The sequence below is a fragment of the Neorhizobium galegae genome, assembly GCF_021391675.1.
Classification (GTDB): Bacteria; Pseudomonadota; Alphaproteobacteria; order Rhizobiales; family Rhizobiaceae; genus Neorhizobium; species Neorhizobium galegae_B.
In genome coordinates, this window is sequence record NZ_CP090095.1 from 3,106,920 (window position 1) to 3,128,675 (window position 21,756).

The window sequence follows — 21,756 nt, forward strand, 5'->3', positions numbered from 1 at the left end:
GAGACCGACAAAATCGCAGCACTTCTCAACAATCTGGCAACACAAAGATCAGAAATTCCAAAAAACCGGCAGCCTCTGTCGAAAAATTAGCCGGGAGGCCCTGTTTTCGAAATTAAAGATCGTGCTGCGGTTAACGTTAAATCCAGATCCGACCCTCGACCTGCAAGCGCAGCGTTCAATCAGCAAAGCCGTGGGTCAGCGCATGTTCGCGGCCCATCTCCATCAGTTCCTCGAAAACCGACCCCGCAAGCGAGCGCGGCACGATGATCTCGAACGTGTCGGCACCGGTGCGGGCGACATTCGCCTCGGCATGGCAGCACAACATCGCGGCGGAATGGCCCTCCTCGAACACCTCAGGATGCAGGTCGCTCGCCACGCATTTCGCCAGAATCGTTCGCACGCTCGGACCGGAGATTTCCATCAGCACGCGGCCGTCGCTCTGGTCGACGTAGGACGCTCCGGCGATCCCGGACAACATGCCGGCGACCGTGTCGGCGCCGACCGTCCGCGATACGGCAAGCCATTCGGACGGGCCGCAGAAGCGCAGCGCCACATCCGGGGCATTCCACAGTGCCTCGGCGACGGCTGTTTCCTGGCCTGCATGGGCGAGAACCGAGAAGATCACGGGCCGGCGAATGATTGAGAGGTGGTTCGGATTCGGATCCGTCTCGAAGCCGGAGACATGAACCTCAAGGACATGCCGGTGCAGAAGATTGATTGACATCAAGCAGCCCTCAGAGATGCAGTTTGCTGTTTTCGGGATCGACGAAGACCGGCGGGCAGACTTCGCTGAGCACTTCCGAACCGCGCAACCCGTCCCAGACCATGACCCGCTCGCCGATCCGCTCGCGCCCGGACTTCAGCATGCCGAGCGCGATGAAATGCCCGAGCGTTGGCGAAAAGCAGGCCGACGAGACGAAACCCTGGTCGTTCGCCGTCGACGGTTTCGCGCCGTCTTTCAGCAGATGCGCACCGGCCTTGATCTCCTTGTCGGCCTCGATCGGCTTCAATCCGACGAGCTGCAGCCGGTCCGCGGCTGTCAGCCCGAATCGCATCGAGAGCCGCTTGCCGATGAAATCCGGCTTCTGCATCGCCATCATCCGGCCGAGCCCGACATCGTCCGCGGTGGTGCGGCCGTCGAGCTCGCTGTGGGTGACATGCCCCTTCTCGACGCGCAGCACGTTCAAGGCCTCGACACCATAGGCGCAGATCCCCTCCTCATGCCCGGCATCCATGATCGCATCGGCGACCGCCTCGCCGTAGCCGGCCGGAACCGCAAGCTCGTAGGCGAGCTCGCCCGAGAAGGAGATGCGGAACAGCCGCGCCTTCAGCCCGTCGCGCAGCACTACCTCCCTGGCGGCGAGGAAGGGAAAGGCAGCATCGGAAATATCGTCCTGCACGACGCGGCTCATGATGATTCGCGCCTTCGGCCCGGCGAGCGACATCTGCGCCCACTGATCCGTGGAGGAGACGAAGCGCACGTCGAGTTCCGGCCAGAAGGTCTGCGCCGAAAATTCCAGATGCGCGAGCACTTCCGCGGCAAAAGCCGTCGTCGTGGTCATGACATAGCGGTTTTCGGAAAGCCGGCTCACTGTTCCGTCGTCGAAGACGATGCCGTCCTCGCGCAGCATCAGCCCGTAACGTGCTCTTCCGACCGGAAGCTTGAGAAAGCTGTTGGAATAGATGCGATCGAGGAATTCCGCAGCACCTCGCCCGAATATCTCGATCTTGCCGAGCGTGGAGACGTCGCAGAGCCCGGCATGGGCGCGGACGTTAAGGACCTCGCGATCGACGCTTTCCCGCCAGGTCTTTTCGCCCTCCCGCGGGAACCAGGCGGAGCGGTACCAGAGACCGGATTCGACGAAGGTCGCGCCGTTCTTTCTCGCCCAGCCATGCAGCGGGGAGGTACGTACAGGGGCCGCATGTTCGGCCCGCGCAGTGCCGGCCACAGCACCGAACGAGACCGGCGTGTAGAACGGCCGGAATGTGGTGGTGCCGATCTCGGCCGGCGACACACCACGCATTCCAGCGACGATGCCGGCCGTGTTGACATTGCCGAGCTTGCCTTGGTCGGTCGCCATGCCGGCGGTCGTATAACGCTTGGTGTGCTCGATATGACGGAAACCCTCCCGCTGGGCGAGGCCGAGATCGCCGACATGCACGTCGTTCTGGAAATCGACGAAAGCCTTGTCCCGGGCGCCCGGCACGTACCAGAGCGGCGCGAAGGACGGATCGTATTCGCCCTCGACCTCGGGCGTATCGAGGGACCCCACCAGCCTGCCCAGCGCGTCGAGCGCCGCATGCGCCTTGACCGAACCATCCTTCAGGCAATCACCCAGCGACGCGTGGCCGGCAGCCGAACCGGCAGCCACAAAAGCGCCGCCGACGTCAGGCGCCAGGAATGCCTGTTTCCCGTCCGACCACACGGGCTTGGCGCCGCGCTGGCACATCAGGTGCACGATCGGCGACCAGCCGCCGGACACGGCAAGCGCATCGCAGCCGATCACTTCCTCGAAGCCGGAACGCTCGGCGATCAGCCCCTCGATGCGACGGCGCCCCTTGGTGGCGATCACCGAGCCGTTGCGGATGATGCGGATACCGTCCGGCACCGGATCGGCCGATTGCGGCCGCGCATCGATGATCGCGGTGACGTCGACCCCCTGCGCGAAGAGATCGGCAGCAGCGCGATAGCCTGAACCGCCATTGGCGAAGACCGCGACCTTGCCGCCGACAGCAACGCCGTAGCGGTTGAGATAGGTGCGCGCGGCCCCTGCGGTCATCACGCCCGGCTTGTCGTTGCCGCCGAAGACGAGCGGCCGTTCTTCGGCCCCGGTGGCGAGGATCGCCCGTTTCGCGACGACGCGCCACAGCCGCTCCATCGGCAGGTCCGGCGATGGCGAGGCCACATGTTTCTGCACCCGCTCGACCGCACCGAACACCATGTCGTCATACCAACCGAACACGGTCGTGCGCGGCATCAGGGTGACATTCGGCAGCGTGGCGAGTTCCTCGACGATCTCAGCGGCGAACTCGGCAGCCGGCTGGCCGCCGACCGCAGCGCTTTCCGACAGCAGCGAACCGCCGAACCTGAACCCCTCGTCGGCCAGAATGACGCGGACCCCGGCCCGGCCGGCTGCAAGCGCCGCCATCAGGCCGGTCGGGCCGGCGCCGATCACCAGCAGGTCGCAATGAGCCCAGGACTTTTCGTAGCGGTCCGGATCGGCCTGCATCGTGACCTTGCCGAGCCCGGCGGCGCGGCGGATCAGCGGCTCGTAGAGCTTTTCCCACAGCACGCCCGGCCACATGAAGGTCTTGTAGTAGAAACCGGCACCGAGGAACGGCGAGAAGAGGTCGTTCACCGCGCCGAAATCGTGCTTCAGCGACGGCCAGCGGTTCTGGCTTGCGGCGGCAAGGCCGTTGTAGAGCTCGACCACCGTCGCCCGAGCGTTCGGCTCGGCGCGCGCGCCGGCCCCGATCGTCATCAGCGCATTGGGCTCGGCGGACCCTGCCGTCACCACGCCGCGCGGGCGGTGATATTTGAAGCTGCGGGCCATCAGCATCTGGTCGTTGGCCAGCAGCGCCGAGGCGAGCGTATCGCCCTCGAAACCCTTGTAGGTCCTGCCGTCGAAGGTGAAGGTGAGCGACTGGCCGCGATTGATCGCGCCGCCCGATCCGAGACGATAGGAGGTCATTCGGCAGCTCCCGCCCACTTGAATTCCGAAGCGTCGGTCACGCCGAAAACCTCATGGGTGAGGTTGTCGCGCTCGACCACCAGAAAGCGGCGGCAGCCGGCGACATGGTGCCAGTATTCTAGGGTTCGCCCTTTCGGGTTGTCCCTCACATAGACGTAACGGTGCCAGGCCTCGTCCTTGGCGGTCGGCAAAGGGCGTTTCGGCGCGGCGGCCCCGCGGATCGAAAACTCTTCCTTGGGTCTGGTGCCGCAATGCGGACAGGTGATCAGGCTTGCCATGGGGGATCTTGCTCAGTGGAGGTTCGGCTGGGGGCCACGGCCCGCTTCGTCGATCGTGTAACCGCGCTCGAACCGGTCGAGCCGCATGAAGCGCGAGACGTGATGCGTCTCGTTTTTGGCGATCAGGTGGGCGAAACAGAAGCCGGAAGCCGGTGTCGCCTTGAAGCCGCCGTAACACCAGCCGCAGTTGAGATAGAGATTGTCGATCGGCGTGCGGTCGATGACCGGCGATCCGTCCATCGACATGTCCATCACCCCGCCCCAGCTCCTGAGCACTTTCGCGCGCGAAAGACCGGGGATCAGCGACACCCCCTCCTCCATCGTATGCTCGACGGTCTGCAGATTGCCGCGCAGCGCATAGGACGAATAGAAGTCGATCTCGGCGCCGAACACCAGCCCGCCCTTGTCCGACTGCGATATATAGAAATGGCCGGCGCCATAGGTGATCACATGGTCGACGACGGGCTTCAGCCCTTCCGACACGAAGGCCTGCAGCACATGCGTCTCGATCGGCAGTTCGAGATCGGCCATCCGCCCGACGGTGGTCGTATTGCCGGCAGCCGCCAGCGCCAGCTTGTTGCAGCCGATAAAGCCCCTGGTCGTCTCGACGCCGACGACGAGGCCGTTCTCGCGGCGGATGCCAGTTACCTCGCAATGCTGGATCAGATCGACCCCGCGGGCATCGGCGCCGCGGCCGTAACCCCAGGCGACCGCGTCATGCCGCACGGTGCCAGCGCGCTTCTGGTAGAGCGCCCCCATGATCGGGAACCGGGCGTGGTCGAAATTGAGATAGGGCGCTTTCCGGCGCACCTGTTCGCGGTCGAGCAGTTCGGCATCGACGCCATGCAGGCGCATGCCGTTGCCCTTGCGCGCATAGTGATCCCGCTGGCCGTCGGAATGAAACAGGTTGAGCATGCCGCGCTGCGAGACCATCGCATTGTAGTTGAAATCCCGCTCCAGCCCTTCCCAGAGCTTCAGCGAAAATTCGTAGAACGGGTTGTTGCCTTCGAGCAGGTAGTTGGAGCGGATGATCGTCGTGTTGCGCCCGACATTGCCGGAACCAAGATAGCCCTTTTCGAGCACCGCGACATTGGTGATGCCGAATTCCTTGGCGAGGTAATAGGCGGTCGCCAACCCGTGCCCGCCGCCGCCGACGATGATCACGTCGTAATGCGGCTTCGGCTGCGGTTCGCGCCAGGCCGGCTTCCACATCCGGTTGCCGGAGAGCGCTTCCTTGAAGATCGAATAGGCCGAATAACGCATGCTTTTCCCTGTCTCTCGCCGCGCTCACATTCGCATATGCGAGACAAAGGACAAGCGCAATCAGGACATCGAAACGCCCGCATGCGACGAAACGCGCAGGCGTTGCGCCAAAGGCACGGCGCGTCGAAGCGGGCATATTTCTCAAGGGCCGCTTCAGGCTTTTCAAAGGCTTGACCGCTTCCGCCTCCCCGTCTCCGCCATCGGCCTTAGACTCCGGGCGACCGAACGGAGACAGCCATGGCCGATACGACCGCAAATCTGAACATGCCCTTCATCCTGCCTTCGCAGGCGCAGAAACACGTGACCCACAACGAGGCGCTGCTGCGGCTCGACACCCTGGTGCATCTGACGATCGCCGCGGAACTCGCGAACCCGCCCGGCACATCCGAGGAAGGCGCCTGTTACCTGGTGGCGACCGGAGCGACCGGCGCCTGGGCCGGCAAGACGGGACGTGTCGCTTCCTGGCAGGACGGCTACTGGGCATTCTTGATCCCACGCGTCGGCTGGCGCGCCTGGTTCGCCGCTTCCGAAAAGCTCAAAGTGTTCTCCGGCGCGCTCTGGCAGGACATCCCCCTGCCCGCCATCGGCCACGTCGACGAACTCGGCATCAATGCGACGCCCGACAGCACAAACCGGCTCACGCTCGCCTCCCCGGCAAGCCTGTTCAACCACGCCGGCAACGGCCACCAGATCAAGGTCAACAAGGCAGCATCGACCGACACGGCCTCGCTGCTCTTCCAGTCGAACTGGACGGGTTATGCGGAAATGGGCCTGGCCGGCGACACCGAGTTCTCCGTCAAGGTCAGCGACGGGACGACCTGGAAAACGGGTCTGTCGATCTCGCCCAGCGGCCGTGTCTCGCAACCCAACCAGCCGGCCGCCCGCGCTTACCGCACCGGCACGAGTTTCACCCCGACCGCCGGCCAGCAGAGCGGTTTCACCACGCTTGCCCTCGATCGCGGCGGCCTTTCGCTGGGCCCTGCGGTCGGCGGCGGCGGCAACCGGCTCGTGGTGCCGGCCGACGGCCTGTACCTCGTCGCCCTCAATCTCGCGGTGCTCTCGTCGTCCGGCCATGCGACCAGCCTCATGCTCAATGCAACGCAGACACTTATTCTGATGAACGGCGCAGCCGGTGGAGCACAAATGCAGTCCGCAACGGGAATTTTTTCCTTTTCCGCCGGGGATTACCTGACGCTCGGGCATGCGGGAACGGCACAACTGGAACTGGGTCCCGGAAAAACAGAGTTGTCTTTGGCGATGCTGCAATAACAGCAATCTCTAAAATTCTATTCATCCTTAACGGACGGTTAACTTGGCTGATGACTCCGGACTGAAGGTATTCTATTGAGAGTTACCGCCGCCCATCAGGGCGTCGGGTGGGGTGGCTGGTTTTGAGTGTTCCTGGTCTGCATGACGACACCACCGACCGGTCGAGCGGCTGGCGCCACATCGAGCCGCCGCCAATCCTCATCCGCCATTCGGGTTTACCCCGTAAATCCAGCGGCAGCCTTCGAACGCAGCTCGCGGCAAAGCGGGCGATCGACATCGGCGTCTCGCTTTCGGCAATGATCCTGCTCCTGCCTCTGATGCTGCTCGTGGCGGTGGCGATCCCCATAGACAGCAACGGGCCTGCGCTCTTCACCCAGATGCGCTGGGGCAAGGGCGGTCGCAGGTTCCGGATCTACAAGTTCCGCTCGATGCGCAGCAATCTCGGCGATGCGCGGGGGATAGCCCAGACGGTCAAGGACGATCCGCGCGTCACCCGCGTCGGCGCCCTCATCCGCAAGGCCAATATCGACGAACTGCCGCAACTCCTGAATGTCCTGAAAGGCGACATGTCGCTGGTCGGCCCGCGCTGTCACGCGATCGGCATGCTGGCGGCCGGCATCCCTTACGAGAGCCTGGTTGCGGATTATCATCGCCGCCATTCGATGCGGCCGGGCATGACCGGTCTGGCCCAGATGCGCGGCCTGCGCGGCCCGACGGATCGTCCCGGCAAGGCGCGCGCCCGTATCGCATGCGACCTCTATTACATCGACAATTTCTCCATTTTCCTCGATCTGCGCATCATGCTCGGCACGCTGCTCGCCGAACTTCGGGGCGGCAAAGGCTTCTGACCGGCCGCTTTCAAGCGACCGCCCGATCCCCGAAACACCGTCTTTTCCTGGACAAGTGACCGCTTTTCGTCCTGCCTTTGGACACGCAACGCGATTGTTGCCACAGTGGGAACAAATGCTGCTGCCTGTTTAGTCAAATATTAAAACTGGGCAGCTAGGCTCATCGACGTGGTCTTGCGTTGTGTAGAGAGTCCAATGACCGAAATGATACGTCCCCGAGTAAAATATGTCATCGGCCCCGATGGCAGCCCCCTGACGATCGCCGATCTGCCGCCGGCCAATACGCGCCGCTGGGTCATCCGGCGCAAGGCAGAGGTGGTAGCCGCGGTTCGCGGCGGCCTGTTGAGCTTGGAAGAAGCCTGCGAGCGTTACACGCTTACCGTCGAGGAATTCCTGTCCTGGCAGTCCTCCATCAACGATCACGGCCTGGCCGGCCTGCGCACCACACGCATCCAGCAATATCGCCACTGACGCCGAATTCGCGGGCGTCAAGCCCGCACCGGAAACCAAAAGGTGCCGCTGCAACGAACGCAACGGCACCTTTCGGTTTCTGAAAGACGGCTCAATTCTGCCCGGATCCGATCCGGGACAGCGACGGCAGAAGCCCGGCGATGACGGCTGAAGCGGCGTAGAACCAGAGGCCCGGCTGCGAGACCGCAACAGCCAGGCCGCTGCTCTTTGCCGCAAAGACGACGATCGCCACCAGCATCACGTCCATCATCGACCATTTCGAAAGATGCGGCATCGCGCGGCGGAAAAATCCCGCTCCCACCGCCCGTCCGGAAAGCTGCACCGCCAGCCCAGCCAGCTTGACGATCGGAAAAACGATCGAAAACAACCCGACCACCAGCGATAGCGCCAGGTCTCCCTCCCGGAAAAGCACCGCGACAAGCTCCAGCAGAGACGGCGTTTCGCTGAAGAAATAGAGCCGCTCGAAACGGATGATCGGCAAAAAGAGCCCGAGCGCCAGAAAGATCGCGGCCAGCGCGAGAAGAAGCGGCCGCAGCCAGTTCATCGCTTTCTCCGTTGACGATGTGTCACCCCTGATGAGGCGGCCCAGGCTATTTCCCTTCGGCCCTCCCCGTAATACACCATCGGCGAACGGACAAAAGCGGGACAATCATGAATATTACTTTGGAAGAGACACGGTCGGGCGGTCGTTATGTGGCCGAGGTCGAAGGTCATTATGCCGAAATGACCTATTCGCGCGCATCTCCGGAACTTGTCATCATCGATCACACCGGGGTTCCGGATGCACTTCGCGGCAAGGGCGTCGGTCAGGCGCTCGCGCTGCATGCGGTCGAAGAAGCCCGCAAGGGCGGCTGGAAGATCATCCCGCTCTGCCCGTTCTTCAAGGCCCAGGTGGAACGCCACCCCGAGTGGCAGGATATTCTTCGTTAACACGGGATGCCGAGCCCGAATCACAAACGTTAACGACCACTAAAAATACGGAAATGGGGCCCGGCACCGCGGCACCGCCCCAGATTATGACATTTCCGTCGATGATGCCGCCCGACTTTGTTAAGCCCGGGCGCGCATTCCGCCATCGCGCTCTTCGAGCGCCGAAGCCTTGGCGAATTCTGCTTCCGCTTCCTCAAGCGCCAGTTCGGCGCTTTCCTCCTGGACCTTCAGCTCGCGAATCGAGACCTGAAGATTATCCGCGCGCTGGCGGGCTGCCTTTGCGAATGTCGGATAAGCGAAGTGATTCCGGTCGGTAATCCCGGATTTCTTCTCTTCCAGAGTGATCTGATGCTCGAGTTCTTTAGACATTCTCTCGAATTCGGCCATCATCATCTGCAATTGTTGCAGTTGACGGCGCTTTTCGGTGACCTGAAAGCTTTTCAGGCGAACCATGCTGTCACGCGACTTCATACGCAATACTCCGTGGATAGCGAGACCCAGGCCCGTGTATCCGGATTGGTACACTCAGGATCAAAAAATTCTCGCGGCGTTAATAAATTAAGGCTCGCGTTAACCTTTCGTTTACGGGCATCATTAATGATAAACCGGATCGTTTAAGGGTCGGTAAATGCCAGGGCCTAAATTGGCCGCGACAATGTATGAGTCGAATGAATCACTTAGCGGAATTTCCTCATCCGCGGATTCAATCCTGGTGATGGCCAAACTTGAAGGGAAAACAGGTTGCTACTAATCTTGCTTAACGAAATCATGAACCTTGCCAGGTTGAATCATAATTTGTTAACCATTTAGTGGCAGCTTCCAAATCAGGCTCAGTCTGGATCCGTATCGAGTAAGGGGGCAACGAGACCTTACGCGGCGGTAAAGGGGAAAAATATGCGGGTTCTACTCATCGAAGATGACAGCGCGACTGCCCAGAGCATCGAGCTAATGCTGAAATCGGAGAGCTTCAACGTCTATACGACCGACCTCGGTGAGGAAGGCGTCGACCTTGGCAAGCTCTACGACTATGATATCATTCTCCTCGACCTTAACCTGCCCGACATGTCGGGCTATGAAGTGCTTCGCACTCTGAGGCTTTCGAAGGTCAAAACACCGATCCTTATCCTGTCCGGCATGGCCGGCATCGAGGACAAGGTCCGTGGCCTCGGTTTCGGCGCCGACGACTACATGACCAAGCCCTTCCACAAGGATGAACTGGTCGCTCGCATCCATGCGATCGTCCGCCGTTCCAAGGGTCACGCACAGTCGATCATCGTCACCGGCGAACTGATCGTCAACCTCGACGCCAAGACTGTCGAAGTCGGCGGCCAGCGCGTTCACCTGACGGGCAAGGAATACCAGATGCTGGAGCTCCTCTCGCTCCGCAAGGGTACCACGCTCACCAAGGAAATGTTCCTGAACCACCTTTACGGTGGCATGGACGAGCCGGAACTGAAGATCATCGACGTCTTCATCTGCAAGCTGCGCAAGAAGCTTGCCAATGCTGCCGGCGGCGCAAACTATATCGAAACTGTCTGGGGCCGCGGCTACGTGCTGCGCGAACCGGAGGCGGAATACGCCGAAACCGCCTGAGCCGCCTGACAATCCCCTTTCAAAACGTCCGCCTGGTCTGCCCGGCGGACGTTTTGTTTTGAGCCGCGTGCCGACCTGAAACGAAATGTGGGCACAACGAGAATCGGGGACCGTGCGGGCCACCGGTGGTCGAGCGGATGTAAGGTCTTTGAAAATCAGGCGGCCTGCGCCAGGGCCGAGAAGACCGACGTCAGGATCTTGCGATCGAACGGCTTCAGCAGGAAATCGTCCGCACCGGCGCGCTTGCCGGCCATCATCTTCTTTAGGTCCGCTTCGATGACGCAATAGAAGATGCGGATGCTCTTGCCGTTCGGCATCGCCCGGATGGTGCCGATGAGTTCAAGCGCGCCTTCCAGCGCTGCATCGACGATCAGGAAATTGGGAAGCTCGGCACTGCAGCGCGTCGCCGCCTCGCGCGCGGTGCCGGCCTCGACCACGAGGAAGCCCAATTCCGACAGGATTCGCTTTCCGACCGTGCGTACGATGTCCGATCCGTCGGCAATCATTAAACGCTGCATCGTATCCCCCTGACGCTGAACCCGCTCTGGTCCCGAGCATCTATCAATAAGGGGATGGCACTAATGAATGGTTACCCTTGGGTGCCAAACAACCGCAGATCGTCTCAAGCGGCCACGGTCTCGGCAATGAAAACGATCTTGTCTTCAGAAACCACGTGGCTGAGTTCCATACCGGACTCTTCCGCGAGCAGCACCGTGTAATAGGGCTGGATCGAATGAGCATCGATCGGCTCTTCGAGAGTACCGCTGGCGATCTCGACGAACTTGGCCGGCACGCGCATCATCCGTCCCTTGATGGTGAGGATGAATTTCGCGTCGTATTCCGGATTTTCCAGCGTCACGTCCATAGAGCCGCCGCGGGGAATGCCGGCATAGGCGACCAGGAAGAGGTTGAGGAGCAGCTTGACGCGATTCTTGGCGATGATCGCCCGCGGGCCGTTCCAGGTGACCTCGGTCTTCTTTTCGGCGATGGCGAAATCCTTGGCGGCCTTCTCGGCCTCGCCCGTATCGATCGAGGCGCCGACCGAGCCGGAAGCACCGAAGGCGAGCCGCGCGAACTTGAGGCGTACCGAGGCGTTCAGGGCCGAGGTGCGGATGAGATCGAGCGCGTCGCCGTCGGCCGCACCTTCGTCGAGAAGCTCGAGGCCGTTGTTGATCGCGCCGACCGGGGAGATCACGTCATGGCAGACACGGCTGCACAGAAGTGCCGCGAGATCTGGCCCGGCAAGGGTAAGATTCGGATTCTTCGGCATGTAGGTCTCCTGTTTGGGAATGCACCCCCCGTATTCGCCTTGCCATCTGAAGGTTGCGCGAGGATGTAGCAATGTTCCTGGCCATAATGACACCATATTTGGTAAACCGATTATTAAGATCATGGCTTCAAAATGGCCGGGCCTTAAGCATGATGCAAAAGGCGTGCCCCTGGATGATACAATCATGGATCTGACAATGCGCATCCACACCCCTTCCGCCCTCGCCCGTTTCGCAGCGACGGTGTTTGCCGTGATCGCAGCCGTGGCGGTCTTCGCAGGCCCGGCATCCGCCCAGCAGGGCTCCAACCAATATTCCGCCCAGGAAATCGTCGATGCCGGCCACGGCTTCTTCGGCTCCACCAGCGGCGGCCTTGCCAAGGTTGTGGAGAACGCCTTTTCGCAATACGGCCTGCCGAACGGCTATATCCTTGGCCAGGAAGGCTCGGGCGCGTTCATCGCAGGCCTGACCTATGGCGAGGGCGAGCTCTATACGAAGAACGCCGGACAACACCCGGTCTTCTGGCAGGGTCCTTCGCTCGGTATCGACTACGGCGGCCAAGGCACCCGCGCGATGATGCTGGTCTACGACCTTCCCTCGGTGAACAGCCTCTATGCCCGCTTCGGCGGCGTGTCGGGCTCCGCCTTCGTGGTCGCCGGCGTCGGCATGACGGTGCTGCGCAACAACAACATGATTCTCGTGCCGATTCGCACCGGCCTCGGTGCTCGCCTCGGCATCAACGTCGGTTATCTGAAGCTCACCCAGTCGCCGACCTGGAATCCTTTCTGAAATTCGCCATTGTCCTCTCCGGACAACGGAGGGGAATTTCATGTTTTGCGCCACAGCGGCCGGTAATCCGGCCTTCTGCCTGAAGGGCGCTTGCCGGTTGAATGTGACCATGCTTAAACAGCCAGCGCATTCCCATCCAGACCGCGAAACGGCCTCATCGTGATCCAGTTTGCTCTTCTGTTCGGCTTGGGTTTCCTGAGCGCCGCGCTTGCGGTGATGCTGGTTGCTCCGGCAGTCCACAATCGCATCGTGCGCTACACCGAAAACCGCATCAAGGCGACGCTGCCGATCAGCCCGCAGGAAGTCCGCGCCCAGCGGGACATGGCCCGCGCCGTCTATGCGGCCGAGAATGCCCGCACCAAGCAGGAACTCGTGCAGGAAAGGGACAAGGCGGTCGCGCTGCAGATCAAGAGCGACAGGCTGGCCGAGGAAGCCACGCAGTTGCTGTCCGAGATTACCGACCTGCGCGCCCAGATCGACACCATGGATGTCGAGGCTGCAGACGCCCGTTCGCGCCTGCGTCAGGAAGACAGCTATATCCAGCAGTTGAAGGCGGCGCTCGAAACCGCCGAGGAAACCGTCGCCGCCAAGGATCTGGAGATCGAGAAGCTGCAGCAGCGCCAGCTTCTGATGATCGCCGACGCCGACAATTTCCGGATCGACCTTTCCACCCGCGACACGGAGGTCGAGAACCTCAAATTCCGCGTCACCGCCTTGCGCGACGAACGGGATACGCTGCGCAACGACGTCCGGCAGCAGACTGCCCGCGCCAAGGACGCCGAGGCACGGCTCGCCCAGGAAGAGCATCGCGTCCAGCGGCTCGAGGACAAGCTTGCCAAGGAAATCGCCGACCGGGCCGACAGGGAGACGGCGCTGGAACGCCGGCTTGCCGAGATCGGCCGACTGCGGGACAAGCTGAAAGGCGCCAGCGCCGAAGCGCGGGATTCCAGTCGCGCCCTTCGCGATTCGACGGCTGTGCGACCTGTTATAAAAGCGACGCCGAGAAAGAAGATCACTCCGGAGGACATCAACCTGCGCGAAATTCCGCATGCTCCGCCTCCCAGACAGGCCCGGGTTTCCGGGCAGCCGGACATCGATCCCGTCGTGGCCAGAATGGCTGAGGACGCCCGCAACCGGGCAGCGGCGCTCTCCGAACGCCTGCAGAAGGGCAGCGGCAGCGACGACGCCATTCGCCAGGAGTTGGCCTCCATAGCCGCCAGCATGGTGGCCATGACGGCAGAGTCCGAAGGTTCAGCCTCGCCGATCCACAAGATCCTGTCCGGCAAATCCGGAAACAGCAACCGGGAAAGCCTTGCCGCGAGGTCGAAGAAGACGCTCGCAACCAGCCAGGACGCGAACACCTGAGACTTCTATAACCTGCCCTGAGATAGGCGACCTTGGACCATGGCGATCTCGTAGAGCGCGATGCCGGTCGCCGTCGCCGCATTGAGGCTGTCGAGACCCGGCGCCTGGGCGATCCTAGCGGATCGGATGCGGCTGAGGACGTGTGCGGGCAATCCCTCGCCTTCCGTGCCGGTGATCAGCACCATACGCTCGGAAGGCGGTACATCCCGGATTTCCACCGACCCCGTGGGCGAAAGCCCCCAGACGGCAAAACCCTTCTCCATCAGCACGGCGAGGATATCCGTCATCGTGCCGTGCCGCGCATAGGGCACGGACAAAACCGCTCCAACCGAGACGCGCAGGGACTTGCGGTAGAGCGGGTCGCAGCAGCCCTGATCGAGCAGCACCGCATCGGCGCCGAAGGCGGCAGCGTTGCGGAAGATCGAGCCGATATTGTCGTGATTGGAAATGCCGAAGGCCGCGACCACCAGCGCCTTTTCCGGCAGCGCGGCGACCAGGTCGGAAGCCGTCCTCTCCTGCCGGCGGCGCCCAAGCGCCAGCACGCCGCGATGCAGGTGGAAACCGGCGATCTGATCGAGCACCCCCGCCGAGGCCACATAAACCGGAATATCCGACGGAAAGCTGGCGAGGATATCCGAAAGCCCGGCAACCCGGTTTTCGAGCAGCAGGATCTTTTCAGTCAGAAAGTCACCGCCCGAACCATGCGCGGCGGCGAGCATCCTGAGCACGACCGTGCCCTCGGCGATGAACCGCCCTTCGCGCCCGGTCAGGTCCCGCTCGCGGATCGACCGGAATTCGGCGATCCGCGGGTCGTCCGCGTCATCGATGCGGAGCGGCGCCATTATTGCGGAATGGCCACCGTCACATCGGCGACGATGCGGCCGGCAGCAAGATCGTAGATGAAGACCTTCTGGTCGCCGGTGAGCAGTCCATAGAACAGGATCTGGCTGCCGGAGAGCGATATTCCCTGCACGACGAAGCCGGCCGGCAGTTCCGCGGTTGCCGCAAGCGGCTGGCCGGCCGGTACCGAGAAGCCGCCCGTCGAGGTGATCGTCCCGGGCGTGGCAGGCCGCTGCGCGACCTTGTAGACAATGGCGCCAAGGACCGCCATAAAGCAGACGAACAGGATCCCGCCCGAAACAAGTATCAGAAGCACCATTTTCCGGCGGATTCTCTCCATTGCCGGATCAAGCGGCTCTTCCTTTTCCTCGATTTCGGGTTGGGGCATGAGGGCGACGTCCTTGTTCTTGTCGAATGCTATCGGAATGATTGAATGAACGATCCCTTTAAAGAAGCCGAGCGCCCAAGGAAAGTCCTCACCGCCTCCGAAGAGGCCGAAGGACGGCTGGATGCCTGGCTGACATCCGTTCTCGACGGCGAGTTTTCGCGAAACCGCATCAAGGCGCTGATCGAACAGGGTGCCGTCAGCCTGAACGGCAAGGTCATCACCGAGCCGAAGAAGAAGATCACTGCCGGCGACATCGTCGAGATCGACCTCCCTGAGCCCGAGGATCCCGAGCCGAAGGGCGAGGATATTCCGCTCGAGGTTCTCTACGAGGATAACGACCTGATCGTCATCGCCAAGCCCGCCGGCCTCGTTGTCCATCCGGGCGCCGGCAACTGGACCGGCACGCTGGTCAACGCGCTGATCCACCATTGCGGCGCGAGCCTCTCGGGCATCGGCGGCGTCAAGCGCCCCGGTATCGTCCACCGGCTCGACAAGGATACGAGCGGCGTCATGGTCGCCGCCAAGAACGATATCGCCCACCGCCACCTCGCCGACCAGTTCGCCGACCACGGCCGCTCGGGCCCGCTGGAGCGCGCCTATCAGGCGGTCGTCTGGGGCCGTCCGCGTGGGCTCAAGGGCACGATCGACGCGCCGCTCGGCCGCGCCGGCGACCGCACCAAGCGCGCCGTGCAGAAGGAAGACAGCAGCGACGCCCGCGAGGCCATCACCCATTACCAGGTGATGGAACGATTCCACGAAAAGCCGGACGCAACGGCGCTCGCCGCGCTGATCGAGTGCCGGCTGGAGACGGGCCGCACCCACCAGATCCGCGTGCACATGGCCCATATCGGCCATCCACTGATCGGCGACCAGGATTATTCGGCCGGCTTCAAGACCAAGGCCAACCTGCTGCCGGATTTCGCCAAAGGCGTCGTCAACCGCTTCCCACGCCAGGCGCTGCACGCCTTCCTGCTCGCCTTCGAGCATCCCCGCACCGGCGAAGTGATGGAATTCGAAGCACCTATGCCTGAGGACATGGCAGAGCTGATCGAAGCGCTGAAGGCATGAAACGGGTGGCCTGAGGCACCGTCGAAGAGTATATAACTCCCGACATTCACGAGGCATCCCAAGGCCCTCCATGAGCCAGCTCGCCGTCAGAAAGCTCCTCGACACCGACCTCATCAAGGTCCGCGACGTCGTGTGCAACGGCGAGTGTCGGCACCGGAGCGGCGAGGAATGCTCGCATGCGACGAGCCTCGTCTTCCCCTATCGCGGCGTCTTCATGCGCCATGTCGGCAGCGACGACACGGTGGCGGAGGCCAACCAGGTCCTGTTCTTCAACTGCGACGAGGCCTACCAGATCAGCCACCCGGTCGAAGGCGGCGATTCCTGCCTCAGCATGGACGTGCCCCAAGCAATGCTGGAGGAACTGGTCCCGGCCGAGCACCGCAATCCCAAGGGATCGCGCTTCGTCTTCAACAAGCAGCGGCTGAGGATCGACGAGCGCGCCCAGGCGCTGGTGGCGCTGCTGCGCCACAGCCTGATGCGCGGCGCCGCCGAGACGCTGGAAGCCGAGACGCTCGCCATGACGCTGGTGCGCCGCTCCGTCGGCGTGCGGACCGCCCGCGCGGCGACCGCCAGCGCCGGACGGCAGAAGCTGGTGGACCGCGCCAAGCTTGCCCTCTCCTCCGATCTCGCGCGCCGCTGGACGCTCGCCGAGATCGCCGGTGAAACCGGCGTCTCACCGGTCTATCTGACCCAGGTCTTCCAGCAGGTGGAGGGCACGCCGCTCTATCGCTACCAGCTTCGCCTCAGGCTGGCCCGGGCGCTCGACCTGCTCGGCACCTATGACGACCTGACCGACCTTGGCCTCGAGCTCGGCTTTTCGAGCCACAGCCATTTTTCCTCGGCCTTCCGGCAGGCCTATGGCCGCACGCCGGCGGAATTCCAGCGATTTGCGGGGCTGAGATAGCAGGGCGCAAAGTCGCTAAAGATTCTGACAGCGGAAGACCCCGGCAAAATGCTTTTCTTCTCCCGTAACGTCCACATCGGGAGATGCCACCATGAAAGAGAACACCTGCGCCGCCTGCGACTGCGAACTCGATTCGACCCGGATCGCGGTGAAGATCGGCGGCAAGACGGTCGAAGTCTGCTGCGAGGAATGCGCCGAAGCACTGCGGGAAGCGGAAGTCGCGACCCGCTCAGCCCAGGCAGCCAGCAAATAAACGGTCGCCAACACCCAAACAACCGACATCGAGGCGGGCGACAGCCGCCCGCCTCCTGAACGCCGGCCGCGGATCGGCCGGCATCCCTTCAGGAGAAAGATCATGAAGAACGAGAACCGGGCGGTCTTTGACCGCGCATCGGAACGCTATCACCTTGCCTTGGAGCTGTTGCCAGCGACGAAGCCCAAGCCAGTAGAAACGGAGGATGCGGCAGACGTCGAAACATCATCTCTGCGCCGCCTGATCGCCGTCATCGCGCTGAAGCTTCGCCAGCACAGTAACCGGCTGGCGCTGCTCGAGCTGACCGATGATCAGTTGAAGGATATTGGCGTTTCGCGCAGTCAGGCCTATGGCGATTTCAGCCGCTGCCGCCGCAGCGACGCGCACGGGCTGGAACGAAAATGCCTTTGAAATCCTGTAGAAATAGGCGAGGCAAAGACATTCCGAAATAAATCTGAGTCATGGTCGGAATCGTAGCGACTATCCCACAAGTCAAATCATCGTCAAAGTTTCGCTTTATTTGTCCCTATTGCTGCGGTGCAAAACAAATATCCGCACCATAAAAATAAAACTCTGGATCAAGCCGTGCATCGAGCGAGATGTATTTGCCGGTTCCACAGAAAATAGAAAACTTAGGGACGCTCAAGATATGAATTCAAGCCTCCGGAAGTTCATCTTTCATGACCTGCAGACGATCGAGGGCTATATTGACCCCCCCGACGCGCTGGTTTTCCTGTCTCTTCTGCAGGCACAAAAGAACAATGGGTTGGACGGGGGCGTTGCCGAGATCGGCGTCTTCTACGGACGCTCCTATTTCCTTCTGAAGAAGGTCAATAACGGCGAGGACAAGATCCTGGCGATCGATCTCTTCGATATCGGCCGGGCGTCGGACGGGGCGCCGACGCAATACGGCCAGTTCCTCGCCAATGGCCGGCGGCTGGGTTTGGACGTGGACGAGGAGCTGATCATCAAGGGCGACAGCACCCTGATGCAGGCCGACGAGATTACCAGCAAGGTCGGCCGCACCCGCTTCTTCAGCATCGACGGCGGCCATACGCTGCAACATATCGCGGCCGACAGCCGGCTTGCGACGGACACGCTCGCCGACCACGGCATCATCGCCTTCGACGATACGTTCAATCCCGCCTGGCCGGAGGTGACCGTCGGTGTCGCGGACTTCCTGCGGGAGCGCAAGGACACGTTCTCGACCTTCTGCATGACCAAGTACAAGACCTATGTCTGCCGCAAAGAATTCCATGAATTCTATTTGAAGGCGATCACCGAGGCCTCGGACCTCCTTGCCTTCGACCATGTGGAAACGGAATTCCTCGGCTCGAAAGTGGCACGGCTGCACAATCCGATGAGCCGTCGCATGGTCTATGAATTGATGGTACGGTCGGGCATGCGGGCCTTTTCGGAGCGCGTATACCGGTAGGCACCGTCCTCTACGGGTTCGCTGAAAAGCTTGCGGTTCGCCCTCGTAACGGGACAACCCCGTGCGGTCCTTCACCTTTTCGCTGTCTTGTGAAAGCCAGTCGGATTTGCTCTATTTCCGATTGCACGGCTGCATGGACCGAATATCCGCCAGCCTTGCAATCGTCGAGGTCGTTGGCTGTCCATCGACGTCTTTCAGGGCGAATAGGCGGGAGGGCATGTTGCGCATTGGAGAATGGCATCGGCGATACCGGCTGTCTATGTCCGGTCGAGGGCTGGCAACCGCCTTCCTGTGGCTCGCGTCCATAGCCTCCGTGCCGGCATTCGCGCAGGAGGTCGCCGTCGCCACGCCGGGGAAAGATTTCCGCGAGAGCTATGACGAAAGCGCTCCGGTCTCAGGAGGCGTGGTCGTCGGCCTGAGGCTCGGCGATACGCCCGGAAAGCTCGATCCCGACAACGTACGCTTCGCCATGACGCAAAAAACACTGGTATGCGTCCGCGCCCTGACGCGCGACGGCCGCTACTCGGCCAACAACGAATATACAATCACGAGTACGCAGACGGCGAAAAGCGTCCGGATTTTCCCCGTGACGAAAATCCATGCGGCGGCGCTGGCCGGCTACGATGGGCGCGACTACGCGCTCAAGGTCTTCGAGGCGAAAGGCAAGGACTGCATTCCGGAAGACGCAGTGCATTTCCCTCAACTCGGACCCCGCGGGAATTCCGACGTACTGACTATCATGATCAATGCGAGCTCCCGAAGGGTCAGCCTGGAGGCGCCGGCAGGCGCTACCGATATCGTCTGCGGCGCGCCGGCCGGCGGGGCGCGGATCGCCTTCGACCAGGAATGCCGGGTCAATATCCACGGCATCCAGGATGAGGTGGCCCGCTTCGTTATCGCCATGGATGACGGCTTCGACACCGAAAAGGAACCGGTGCTCGTGTCGCTGAGACGCAATAGATGAAGATCGTGGGCAAGCGCGTTTCGACCGGAGCGAAATGGCTGGCAACCGAGGTCGCCAGGTACCTGAGTACGAAAGGCGCGACGAACCTGATCATCATCGCGCTTATCCTGACCTCCATCGCATTCCTCGCGCTTCGGCAACTGTCCAGATCCGAGCTCTACGCCTCCGTCGATGCCGTCTCCGAACTGGTGCGCTTCCGCGCGGTCAGGCCGTTGATCGCCACGATCCCGCTGACCGACGCGACGTTGATCGCGTCGGCGGAAGGCTGCGTCGGATTGGCCGGCGATCCCTCACCGCGCGTCACCGGCCTCCTGCAGCCCTCGGAAGGCGCTATCGTCAGCTATCGCGCCGGCGCCGGCCGGATCGCCATTCAGATCGTCGGCGGCAGGCTTGTCAGCGAAAACGGAGCGAGGATCGCGGCCACCTTCCAATCTTCCGGCCGAGCAGACTGCGACCTCGTGGAGCCCGTGACGGTGCGGATCAACAACGCCGACGAACTGGTCCGGCCGCTGCCGATCGCCGGCCCGGCCGATATCGGACAGGAATTCGGCGTGCCCACCATGCCGACCGGAACGGCCTCCTCCCGCATCTACGACATCATGTGGGAAGGGCGCGTAAGGGTCTTCAACCGCACCTATTTCAGCGAACGGCTCGTGCCGGTGGCGGACGCCGAATTTCCGCTTCCCATCGGCAGCCGCCTGTCCGGCGGCGACAACCTGGATCCGAAGCAGCCGGTAGACCCGGCGATTGCCGCCTGGTACGGCGCCGCGATTCCGGGCGAGAAAGGGTTGCAGATTTCGGCGACGACCATATCGAAGACCCTTCAGCTCTACCGGCCCGGCACCCGCCGGGACGAGATGGAAACGCTCGGCCTCAGCCTGCTGACCAGCACATTCGCGGATTCGCTCGCACTCATCATTATCGGCTTTGTCGTCGTGTTCGGCGGCGTGCTGGGAGCCGTCGCGAGCTGGATGGGACTTTGGCGCAATCCGGAGGAAAAGCACGAATGAGGCGCTTTTCCCGTCCAATCGGCATTGCATTGGGACTTGCTGCCCTGCTTCTCTCCGACGCCCGGGCGGAACCCGTATCGGTCCGCTCGCGCAATGGCGAGATCGGGCAGGCCTGGCTGTTCGGCTCGGCAGGCATCAATCCCGGCGAATGCTGGCTCGCCGTTCCCGCCCATGTCGTCGCCTCGCCGGAAACCAAGGAGTTGCAGCCGTTCTTCTTCACCGATCGGAATGCGGTGGGCGGAGAAAGCGCACGACCGGTCTCCGGCGCCATCGATGCTCCGAAGACGCCCATGGAGGAGCGCGCCGCCGACCTCGCCTTCGCCCGCGTCGCAAGCGGACGCAAGGACGGCGCCTGCCTGTCACGGCTCGGCCCGCCCACCTTCGTCTACAACAACCTGCTTGCCTCGGCTCCGCGCATGAACGTCTTCAGCATGCTGAGGACCAGCTACGGAAATTTCGAAGTGGCACTGAAGCGCGGCGGCGTCGATGAATTCGGCGGCGCCATCCTGCAGTTCCAAGTGCCCGACCCCGCCGACAAGAGCTTTCTGCAGAAAGGGCTCAGCGGAGCGATCGTCATGAGCGAGCGCTCCGGAAGCCCTGTCCCCTTCGCGATGATCACCCGGGTACCGGCCGATCAATCCGGCGTCATGGCGATACGCTTCGACTACATCCGCGAGCGGTTTGCGGCGATCGACAGTCACGACTCCGCAAAGCGGCGCGGCAGCCGCGCGGCCGGCGATGGCGTGCCGTATACCGTGTTGGGCTACACCGCGCTGCTCCTGAAGGGCAGCGACGGCCCCTCCGCGCTCCAGTCGGGCTCCGGCTGCTTCCGGGCCGCGGCGGACGGCGGGCGCAGCGACATCGAACTGATGATCGAACTGGCCGACAAACTTGACCGGATCGAGACGATCGAACTCCAGCACCAGGGAAGCTGCGCCGGCACACCAAAGACATTCTGGGTCGAGGAGCGCCGGCCGGGAGACGGCGCCTGGAACTATGTCGGCAAATGCCAGACCGGCAGTGCCGGGGCACCCCCGTGCCGCGTCAACCTCAACGGACCTCGGCAGCTTCGCCTGCGGATCGAGGCGAAGGAACCGGTAAGCCTGTCCGGCATGAAGCTGCGCTGAG

The 21,756-nt window shown here is 62.4% G+C and carries 25 protein-coding genes; 15 read left to right on the forward strand and 10 right to left on the reverse strand.

Annotated features, from left to right (window positions below; genetic code table 11):
• Positions 1 to 175 precede the first annotated feature (175 nt).
• Genes LZK81_RS15465 through LZK81_RS15480 form a run of 4 tightly spaced genes read right to left on the reverse strand, consistent with a single transcriptional unit; the run spans position 176 to position 5,233 of the window.
• The gene (locus tag LZK81_RS15465; protein ID WP_233953840.1) at positions 176 to 724 is read right to left on the reverse strand and encodes a sarcosine oxidase subunit gamma; all 549 of its coding nucleotides are present in this window, start codon (positions 722 to 724) and stop codon (positions 176 to 178) included.
• Between the two features lie 10 nt (positions 725 to 734).
• On the reverse strand, positions 735 to 3,692 hold the full coding sequence (locus tag LZK81_RS15470) for a sarcosine oxidase subunit alpha family protein (protein ID WP_233953841.1): 2,958 nt from the start codon (positions 3,690 to 3,692) through the stop codon (positions 735 to 737).
• The gene (locus tag LZK81_RS15475; RefSeq protein WP_233953842.1) at positions 3,689 to 3,970 is read right to left on the reverse strand and encodes a sarcosine oxidase subunit delta; all 282 of its coding nucleotides are present in this window, start codon (positions 3,968 to 3,970) and stop codon (positions 3,689 to 3,691) included. The genes LZK81_RS15470 and LZK81_RS15475 overlap by 4 nt, the downstream gene beginning before the upstream one ends.
• Before the next feature lie 12 nt (positions 3,971 to 3,982).
• A complete protein-coding gene (locus tag LZK81_RS15480; protein WP_233953843.1) occupies positions 3,983 to 5,233 on the reverse strand; it encodes a sarcosine oxidase subunit beta family protein in 1,251 nt (416 codons plus the stop codon).
• Positions 5,234 to 5,470: 237 nt separating this feature from the next.
• On the opposite strand from LZK81_RS15480, the gene LZK81_RS15485 reads away from it, so the two are divergent.
• The 3 genes from LZK81_RS15485 (at position 5,471) to LZK81_RS15495 (ending at position 7,821) form a co-directional block, all read left to right on the forward strand.
• The gene (locus LZK81_RS15485) at positions 5,471 to 6,502 is read left to right on the forward strand and encodes a DUF2793 domain-containing protein (protein WP_233953844.1); all 1,032 of its coding nucleotides are present in this window, start codon (positions 5,471 to 5,473) and stop codon (positions 6,500 to 6,502) included.
• A gap of 194 nt (positions 6,503 to 6,696) precedes the next feature.
• The gene (locus LZK81_RS15490) at positions 6,697 to 7,350 is read left to right on the forward strand and encodes a sugar transferase (RefSeq protein WP_418936504.1); all 654 of its coding nucleotides are present in this window, start codon (positions 6,697 to 6,699) and stop codon (positions 7,348 to 7,350) included.
• 195 nt (positions 7,351 to 7,545) lie between these two features.
• Entirely contained in the window at positions 7,546 to 7,821 is a 276-nt protein-coding gene (locus LZK81_RS15495) for a DUF1153 domain-containing protein (protein ID WP_018327815.1), read from the forward strand.
• A gap of 91 nt (positions 7,822 to 7,912) precedes the next feature.
• Here the strand turns inward: LZK81_RS15495 and LZK81_RS15500 are convergent, their stop codons facing one another.
• On the reverse strand, positions 7,913 to 8,365 hold the full coding sequence (locus LZK81_RS15500) for a paraquat-inducible protein A (RefSeq protein ID WP_046603649.1): 453 nt from the start codon (positions 8,363 to 8,365) through the stop codon (positions 7,913 to 7,915).
• Positions 8,366 to 8,472: 107 nt separating this feature from the next.
• Between LZK81_RS15500 and LZK81_RS15505 the strand changes: the two genes are divergently transcribed.
• Positions 8,473 to 8,751: a GNAT family N-acetyltransferase gene (locus LZK81_RS15505; protein ID WP_046625200.1), complete on the forward strand. Its 279-nt coding sequence runs from the start codon at positions 8,473 to 8,475 to the stop codon at positions 8,749 to 8,751.
• Positions 8,752 to 8,871: 120 nt separating this feature from the next.
• On the opposite strand, the gene LZK81_RS15510 is transcribed toward LZK81_RS15505, so the two are convergent.
• Entirely contained in the window at positions 8,872 to 9,222 is a 351-nt protein-coding gene (locus tag LZK81_RS15510) for a hypothetical protein (protein ID WP_046603647.1), read from the reverse strand.
• A gap of 423 nt (positions 9,223 to 9,645) precedes the next feature.
• Between LZK81_RS15510 and ctrA the strand changes: the two genes are divergently transcribed.
• Positions 9,646 to 10,344 (forward strand): response regulator transcription factor CtrA, encoded by a 699-nt coding sequence (ctrA, locus tag LZK81_RS15515; protein WP_007769464.1) that lies wholly within the window; start codon positions 9,646 to 9,648, stop codon positions 10,342 to 10,344.
• Positions 10,345 to 10,499: 155 nt separating this feature from the next.
• Here ctrA and LZK81_RS15520 read toward each other — a convergent pair whose 3' ends face one another.
• Together LZK81_RS15520 and chpT are read right to left on the reverse strand one after the other, a co-directional pair.
• Positions 10,500 to 10,862, reverse strand: coding sequence for a response regulator (locus tag LZK81_RS15520; RefSeq protein WP_046610045.1), 363 nt, complete (start codon positions 10,860 to 10,862; stop codon positions 10,500 to 10,502).
• 104 nt (positions 10,863 to 10,966) lie between these two features.
• Positions 10,967 to 11,614 (reverse strand): histidine phosphotransferase ChpT, encoded by a 648-nt coding sequence (chpT, locus tag LZK81_RS15525; protein WP_046603646.1) that lies wholly within the window; start codon positions 11,612 to 11,614, stop codon positions 10,967 to 10,969.
• 184 nt (positions 11,615 to 11,798) lie between these two features.
• On the opposite strand from chpT, the gene LZK81_RS15530 reads away from it, so the two are divergent.
• Together LZK81_RS15530 and LZK81_RS15535 are read left to right on the forward strand one after the other, a co-directional pair.
• Positions 11,799 to 12,401 (forward strand): DUF1134 domain-containing protein, encoded by a 603-nt coding sequence (locus LZK81_RS15530; RefSeq protein ID WP_370649327.1) that lies wholly within the window; start codon positions 11,799 to 11,801, stop codon positions 12,399 to 12,401.
• Positions 12,402 to 12,560: 159 nt separating this feature from the next.
• Positions 12,561 to 13,766 (forward strand): hypothetical protein, encoded by a 1,206-nt coding sequence (locus LZK81_RS15535; protein ID WP_046610046.1) that lies wholly within the window; start codon positions 12,561 to 12,563, stop codon positions 13,764 to 13,766.
• 5 nt (positions 13,767 to 13,771) lie between these two features.
• On the opposite strand, the gene LZK81_RS15540 is transcribed toward LZK81_RS15535, so the two are convergent.
• Positions 13,772 to 14,608, reverse strand: coding sequence for a TrmH family RNA methyltransferase (locus LZK81_RS15540; RefSeq protein ID WP_046610047.1), 837 nt, complete (start codon positions 14,606 to 14,608; stop codon positions 13,772 to 13,774).
• A complete protein-coding gene (locus tag LZK81_RS15545) occupies positions 14,608 to 14,994 on the reverse strand; it encodes a hypothetical protein (RefSeq protein ID WP_046610048.1) in 387 nt (128 codons plus the stop codon). The genes LZK81_RS15540 and LZK81_RS15545 overlap by 1 nt, the downstream gene beginning before the upstream one ends.
• Before the next feature lie 45 nt (positions 14,995 to 15,039).
• On the opposite strand from LZK81_RS15545, the gene LZK81_RS15550 reads away from it, so the two are divergent.
• The 8 genes from LZK81_RS15550 to LZK81_RS15585 all read left to right on the forward strand — a co-directional run bounded on the left by LZK81_RS15550 (position 15,040) and on the right by LZK81_RS15585 (position 21,755).
• Positions 15,040 to 16,062 carry an RluA family pseudouridine synthase gene (locus LZK81_RS15550; protein WP_046603642.1) on the forward strand — a complete coding sequence of 341 codons (1,023 nt, stop codon included), beginning with the start codon at positions 15,040 to 15,042 and terminating at the stop codon, positions 16,060 to 16,062.
• 70 nt (positions 16,063 to 16,132) lie between these two features.
• Positions 16,133 to 16,966, forward strand: a complete 834-nt coding sequence (locus LZK81_RS15555) for a helix-turn-helix domain-containing protein (RefSeq protein ID WP_233953845.1) — start codon at positions 16,133 to 16,135, stop codon at positions 16,964 to 16,966.
• 91 nt (positions 16,967 to 17,057) lie between these two features.
• Positions 17,058 to 17,219, forward strand: coding sequence for a hypothetical protein (locus LZK81_RS15560; RefSeq protein ID WP_167336288.1), 162 nt, complete (start codon positions 17,058 to 17,060; stop codon positions 17,217 to 17,219).
• 102 nt (positions 17,220 to 17,321) lie between these two features.
• Positions 17,322 to 17,630 (forward strand): DUF1127 domain-containing protein, encoded by a 309-nt coding sequence (locus LZK81_RS15565; RefSeq protein ID WP_233953846.1) that lies wholly within the window; start codon positions 17,322 to 17,324, stop codon positions 17,628 to 17,630.
• 238 nt (positions 17,631 to 17,868) lie between these two features.
• Positions 17,869 to 18,654: a class I SAM-dependent methyltransferase gene (locus LZK81_RS15570; RefSeq protein ID WP_233953847.1), complete on the forward strand. Its 786-nt coding sequence runs from the start codon at positions 17,869 to 17,871 to the stop codon at positions 18,652 to 18,654.
• 217 nt (positions 18,655 to 18,871) lie between these two features.
• Positions 18,872 to 19,618: a hypothetical protein gene (locus LZK81_RS15575; protein ID WP_233953848.1), complete on the forward strand. Its 747-nt coding sequence runs from the start codon at positions 18,872 to 18,874 to the stop codon at positions 19,616 to 19,618.
• Positions 19,615 to 20,628, forward strand: a complete 1,014-nt coding sequence (locus LZK81_RS15580; RefSeq protein ID WP_233953849.1) for a hypothetical protein — start codon at positions 19,615 to 19,617, stop codon at positions 20,626 to 20,628. The genes LZK81_RS15575 and LZK81_RS15580 overlap by 4 nt, the downstream gene beginning before the upstream one ends.
• Complete coding sequence (locus LZK81_RS15585) at positions 20,625 to 21,755, forward strand: hypothetical protein (protein WP_233953850.1); 1,131 nt, start codon at positions 20,625 to 20,627, stop codon at positions 21,753 to 21,755. Before LZK81_RS15580 ends, LZK81_RS15585 begins: the two co-directional genes overlap by 4 nt.
• Position 21,756 lies beyond the last annotated feature (1 nt).

What these genes read in the sequence shown, in the direction of transcription:
- LZK81_RS15465 (WP_233953840.1), bottom strand. Translation starts at nt 724, where the DNA reads ATGTCAATCAATCTTCTGCACCGGCATGTCCTTGAGGTTCATGTCTCC.
- LZK81_RS15470 (WP_233953841.1), bottom strand. Translation starts at nt 3,692, where the DNA reads ATGACCTCCTATCGTCTCGGATCGGGCGGCGCGATCAATCGCGGCCAG.
- LZK81_RS15475 (WP_233953842.1), bottom strand. Translation starts at nt 3,970, where the DNA reads ATGGCAAGCCTGATCACCTGTCCGCATTGCGGCACCAGACCCAAGGAA.
- LZK81_RS15480 (WP_233953843.1), bottom strand. Translation starts at nt 5,233, where the DNA reads ATGCGTTATTCGGCCTATTCGATCTTCAAGGAAGCGCTCTCCGGCAAC.
- LZK81_RS15485 (WP_233953844.1), top strand. Translation starts at nt 5,471, where the DNA reads ATGGCCGATACGACCGCAAATCTGAACATGCCCTTCATCCTGCCTTCG.
- LZK81_RS15495 (WP_018327815.1), top strand. Translation starts at nt 7,546, where the DNA reads ATGACCGAAATGATACGTCCCCGAGTAAAATATGTCATCGGCCCCGAT.
- LZK81_RS15500 (WP_046603649.1), bottom strand. Translation starts at nt 8,365, where the DNA reads ATGAACTGGCTGCGGCCGCTTCTTCTCGCGCTGGCCGCGATCTTTCTG.
- LZK81_RS15505 (WP_046625200.1), top strand. Translation starts at nt 8,473, where the DNA reads ATGAATATTACTTTGGAAGAGACACGGTCGGGCGGTCGTTATGTGGCC.
- LZK81_RS15510 (WP_046603647.1), bottom strand. Translation starts at nt 9,222, where the DNA reads ATGAAGTCGCGTGACAGCATGGTTCGCCTGAAAAGCTTTCAGGTCACC.
- ctrA (WP_007769464.1), top strand. Translation starts at nt 9,646, where the DNA reads ATGCGGGTTCTACTCATCGAAGATGACAGCGCGACTGCCCAGAGCATC.
- LZK81_RS15520 (WP_046610045.1), bottom strand. Translation starts at nt 10,862, where the DNA reads ATGCAGCGTTTAATGATTGCCGACGGATCGGACATCGTACGCACGGTC.
- chpT (WP_046603646.1), bottom strand. Translation starts at nt 11,614, where the DNA reads ATGCCGAAGAATCCGAATCTTACCCTTGCCGGGCCAGATCTCGCGGCA.
- LZK81_RS15530 (WP_370649327.1), top strand. Translation starts at nt 11,799, where the DNA reads ATGGATCTGACAATGCGCATCCACACCCCTTCCGCCCTCGCCCGTTTC.
- LZK81_RS15540 (WP_046610047.1), bottom strand. Translation starts at nt 14,608, where the DNA reads ATGGCGCCGCTCCGCATCGATGACGCGGACGACCCGCGGATCGCCGAA.
- LZK81_RS15545 (WP_046610048.1), bottom strand. Translation starts at nt 14,994, where the DNA reads ATGCCCCAACCCGAAATCGAGGAAAAGGAAGAGCCGCTTGATCCGGCA.
- LZK81_RS15550 (WP_046603642.1), top strand. Translation starts at nt 15,040, where the DNA reads ATGAACGATCCCTTTAAAGAAGCCGAGCGCCCAAGGAAAGTCCTCACC.
- LZK81_RS15555 (WP_233953845.1), top strand. Translation starts at nt 16,133, where the DNA reads ATGAGCCAGCTCGCCGTCAGAAAGCTCCTCGACACCGACCTCATCAAG.
- LZK81_RS15560 (WP_167336288.1), top strand. Translation starts at nt 17,058, where the DNA reads ATGAAAGAGAACACCTGCGCCGCCTGCGACTGCGAACTCGATTCGACC.
- LZK81_RS15565 (WP_233953846.1), top strand. Translation starts at nt 17,322, where the DNA reads ATGAAGAACGAGAACCGGGCGGTCTTTGACCGCGCATCGGAACGCTAT.
- LZK81_RS15570 (WP_233953847.1), top strand. Translation starts at nt 17,869, where the DNA reads ATGAATTCAAGCCTCCGGAAGTTCATCTTTCATGACCTGCAGACGATC.
- LZK81_RS15575 (WP_233953848.1), top strand. Translation starts at nt 18,872, where the DNA reads ATGTTGCGCATTGGAGAATGGCATCGGCGATACCGGCTGTCTATGTCC.
- LZK81_RS15580 (WP_233953849.1), top strand. Translation starts at nt 19,615, where the DNA reads ATGAAGATCGTGGGCAAGCGCGTTTCGACCGGAGCGAAATGGCTGGCA.
- LZK81_RS15585 (WP_233953850.1), top strand. Translation starts at nt 20,625, where the DNA reads ATGAGGCGCTTTTCCCGTCCAATCGGCATTGCATTGGGACTTGCTGCC.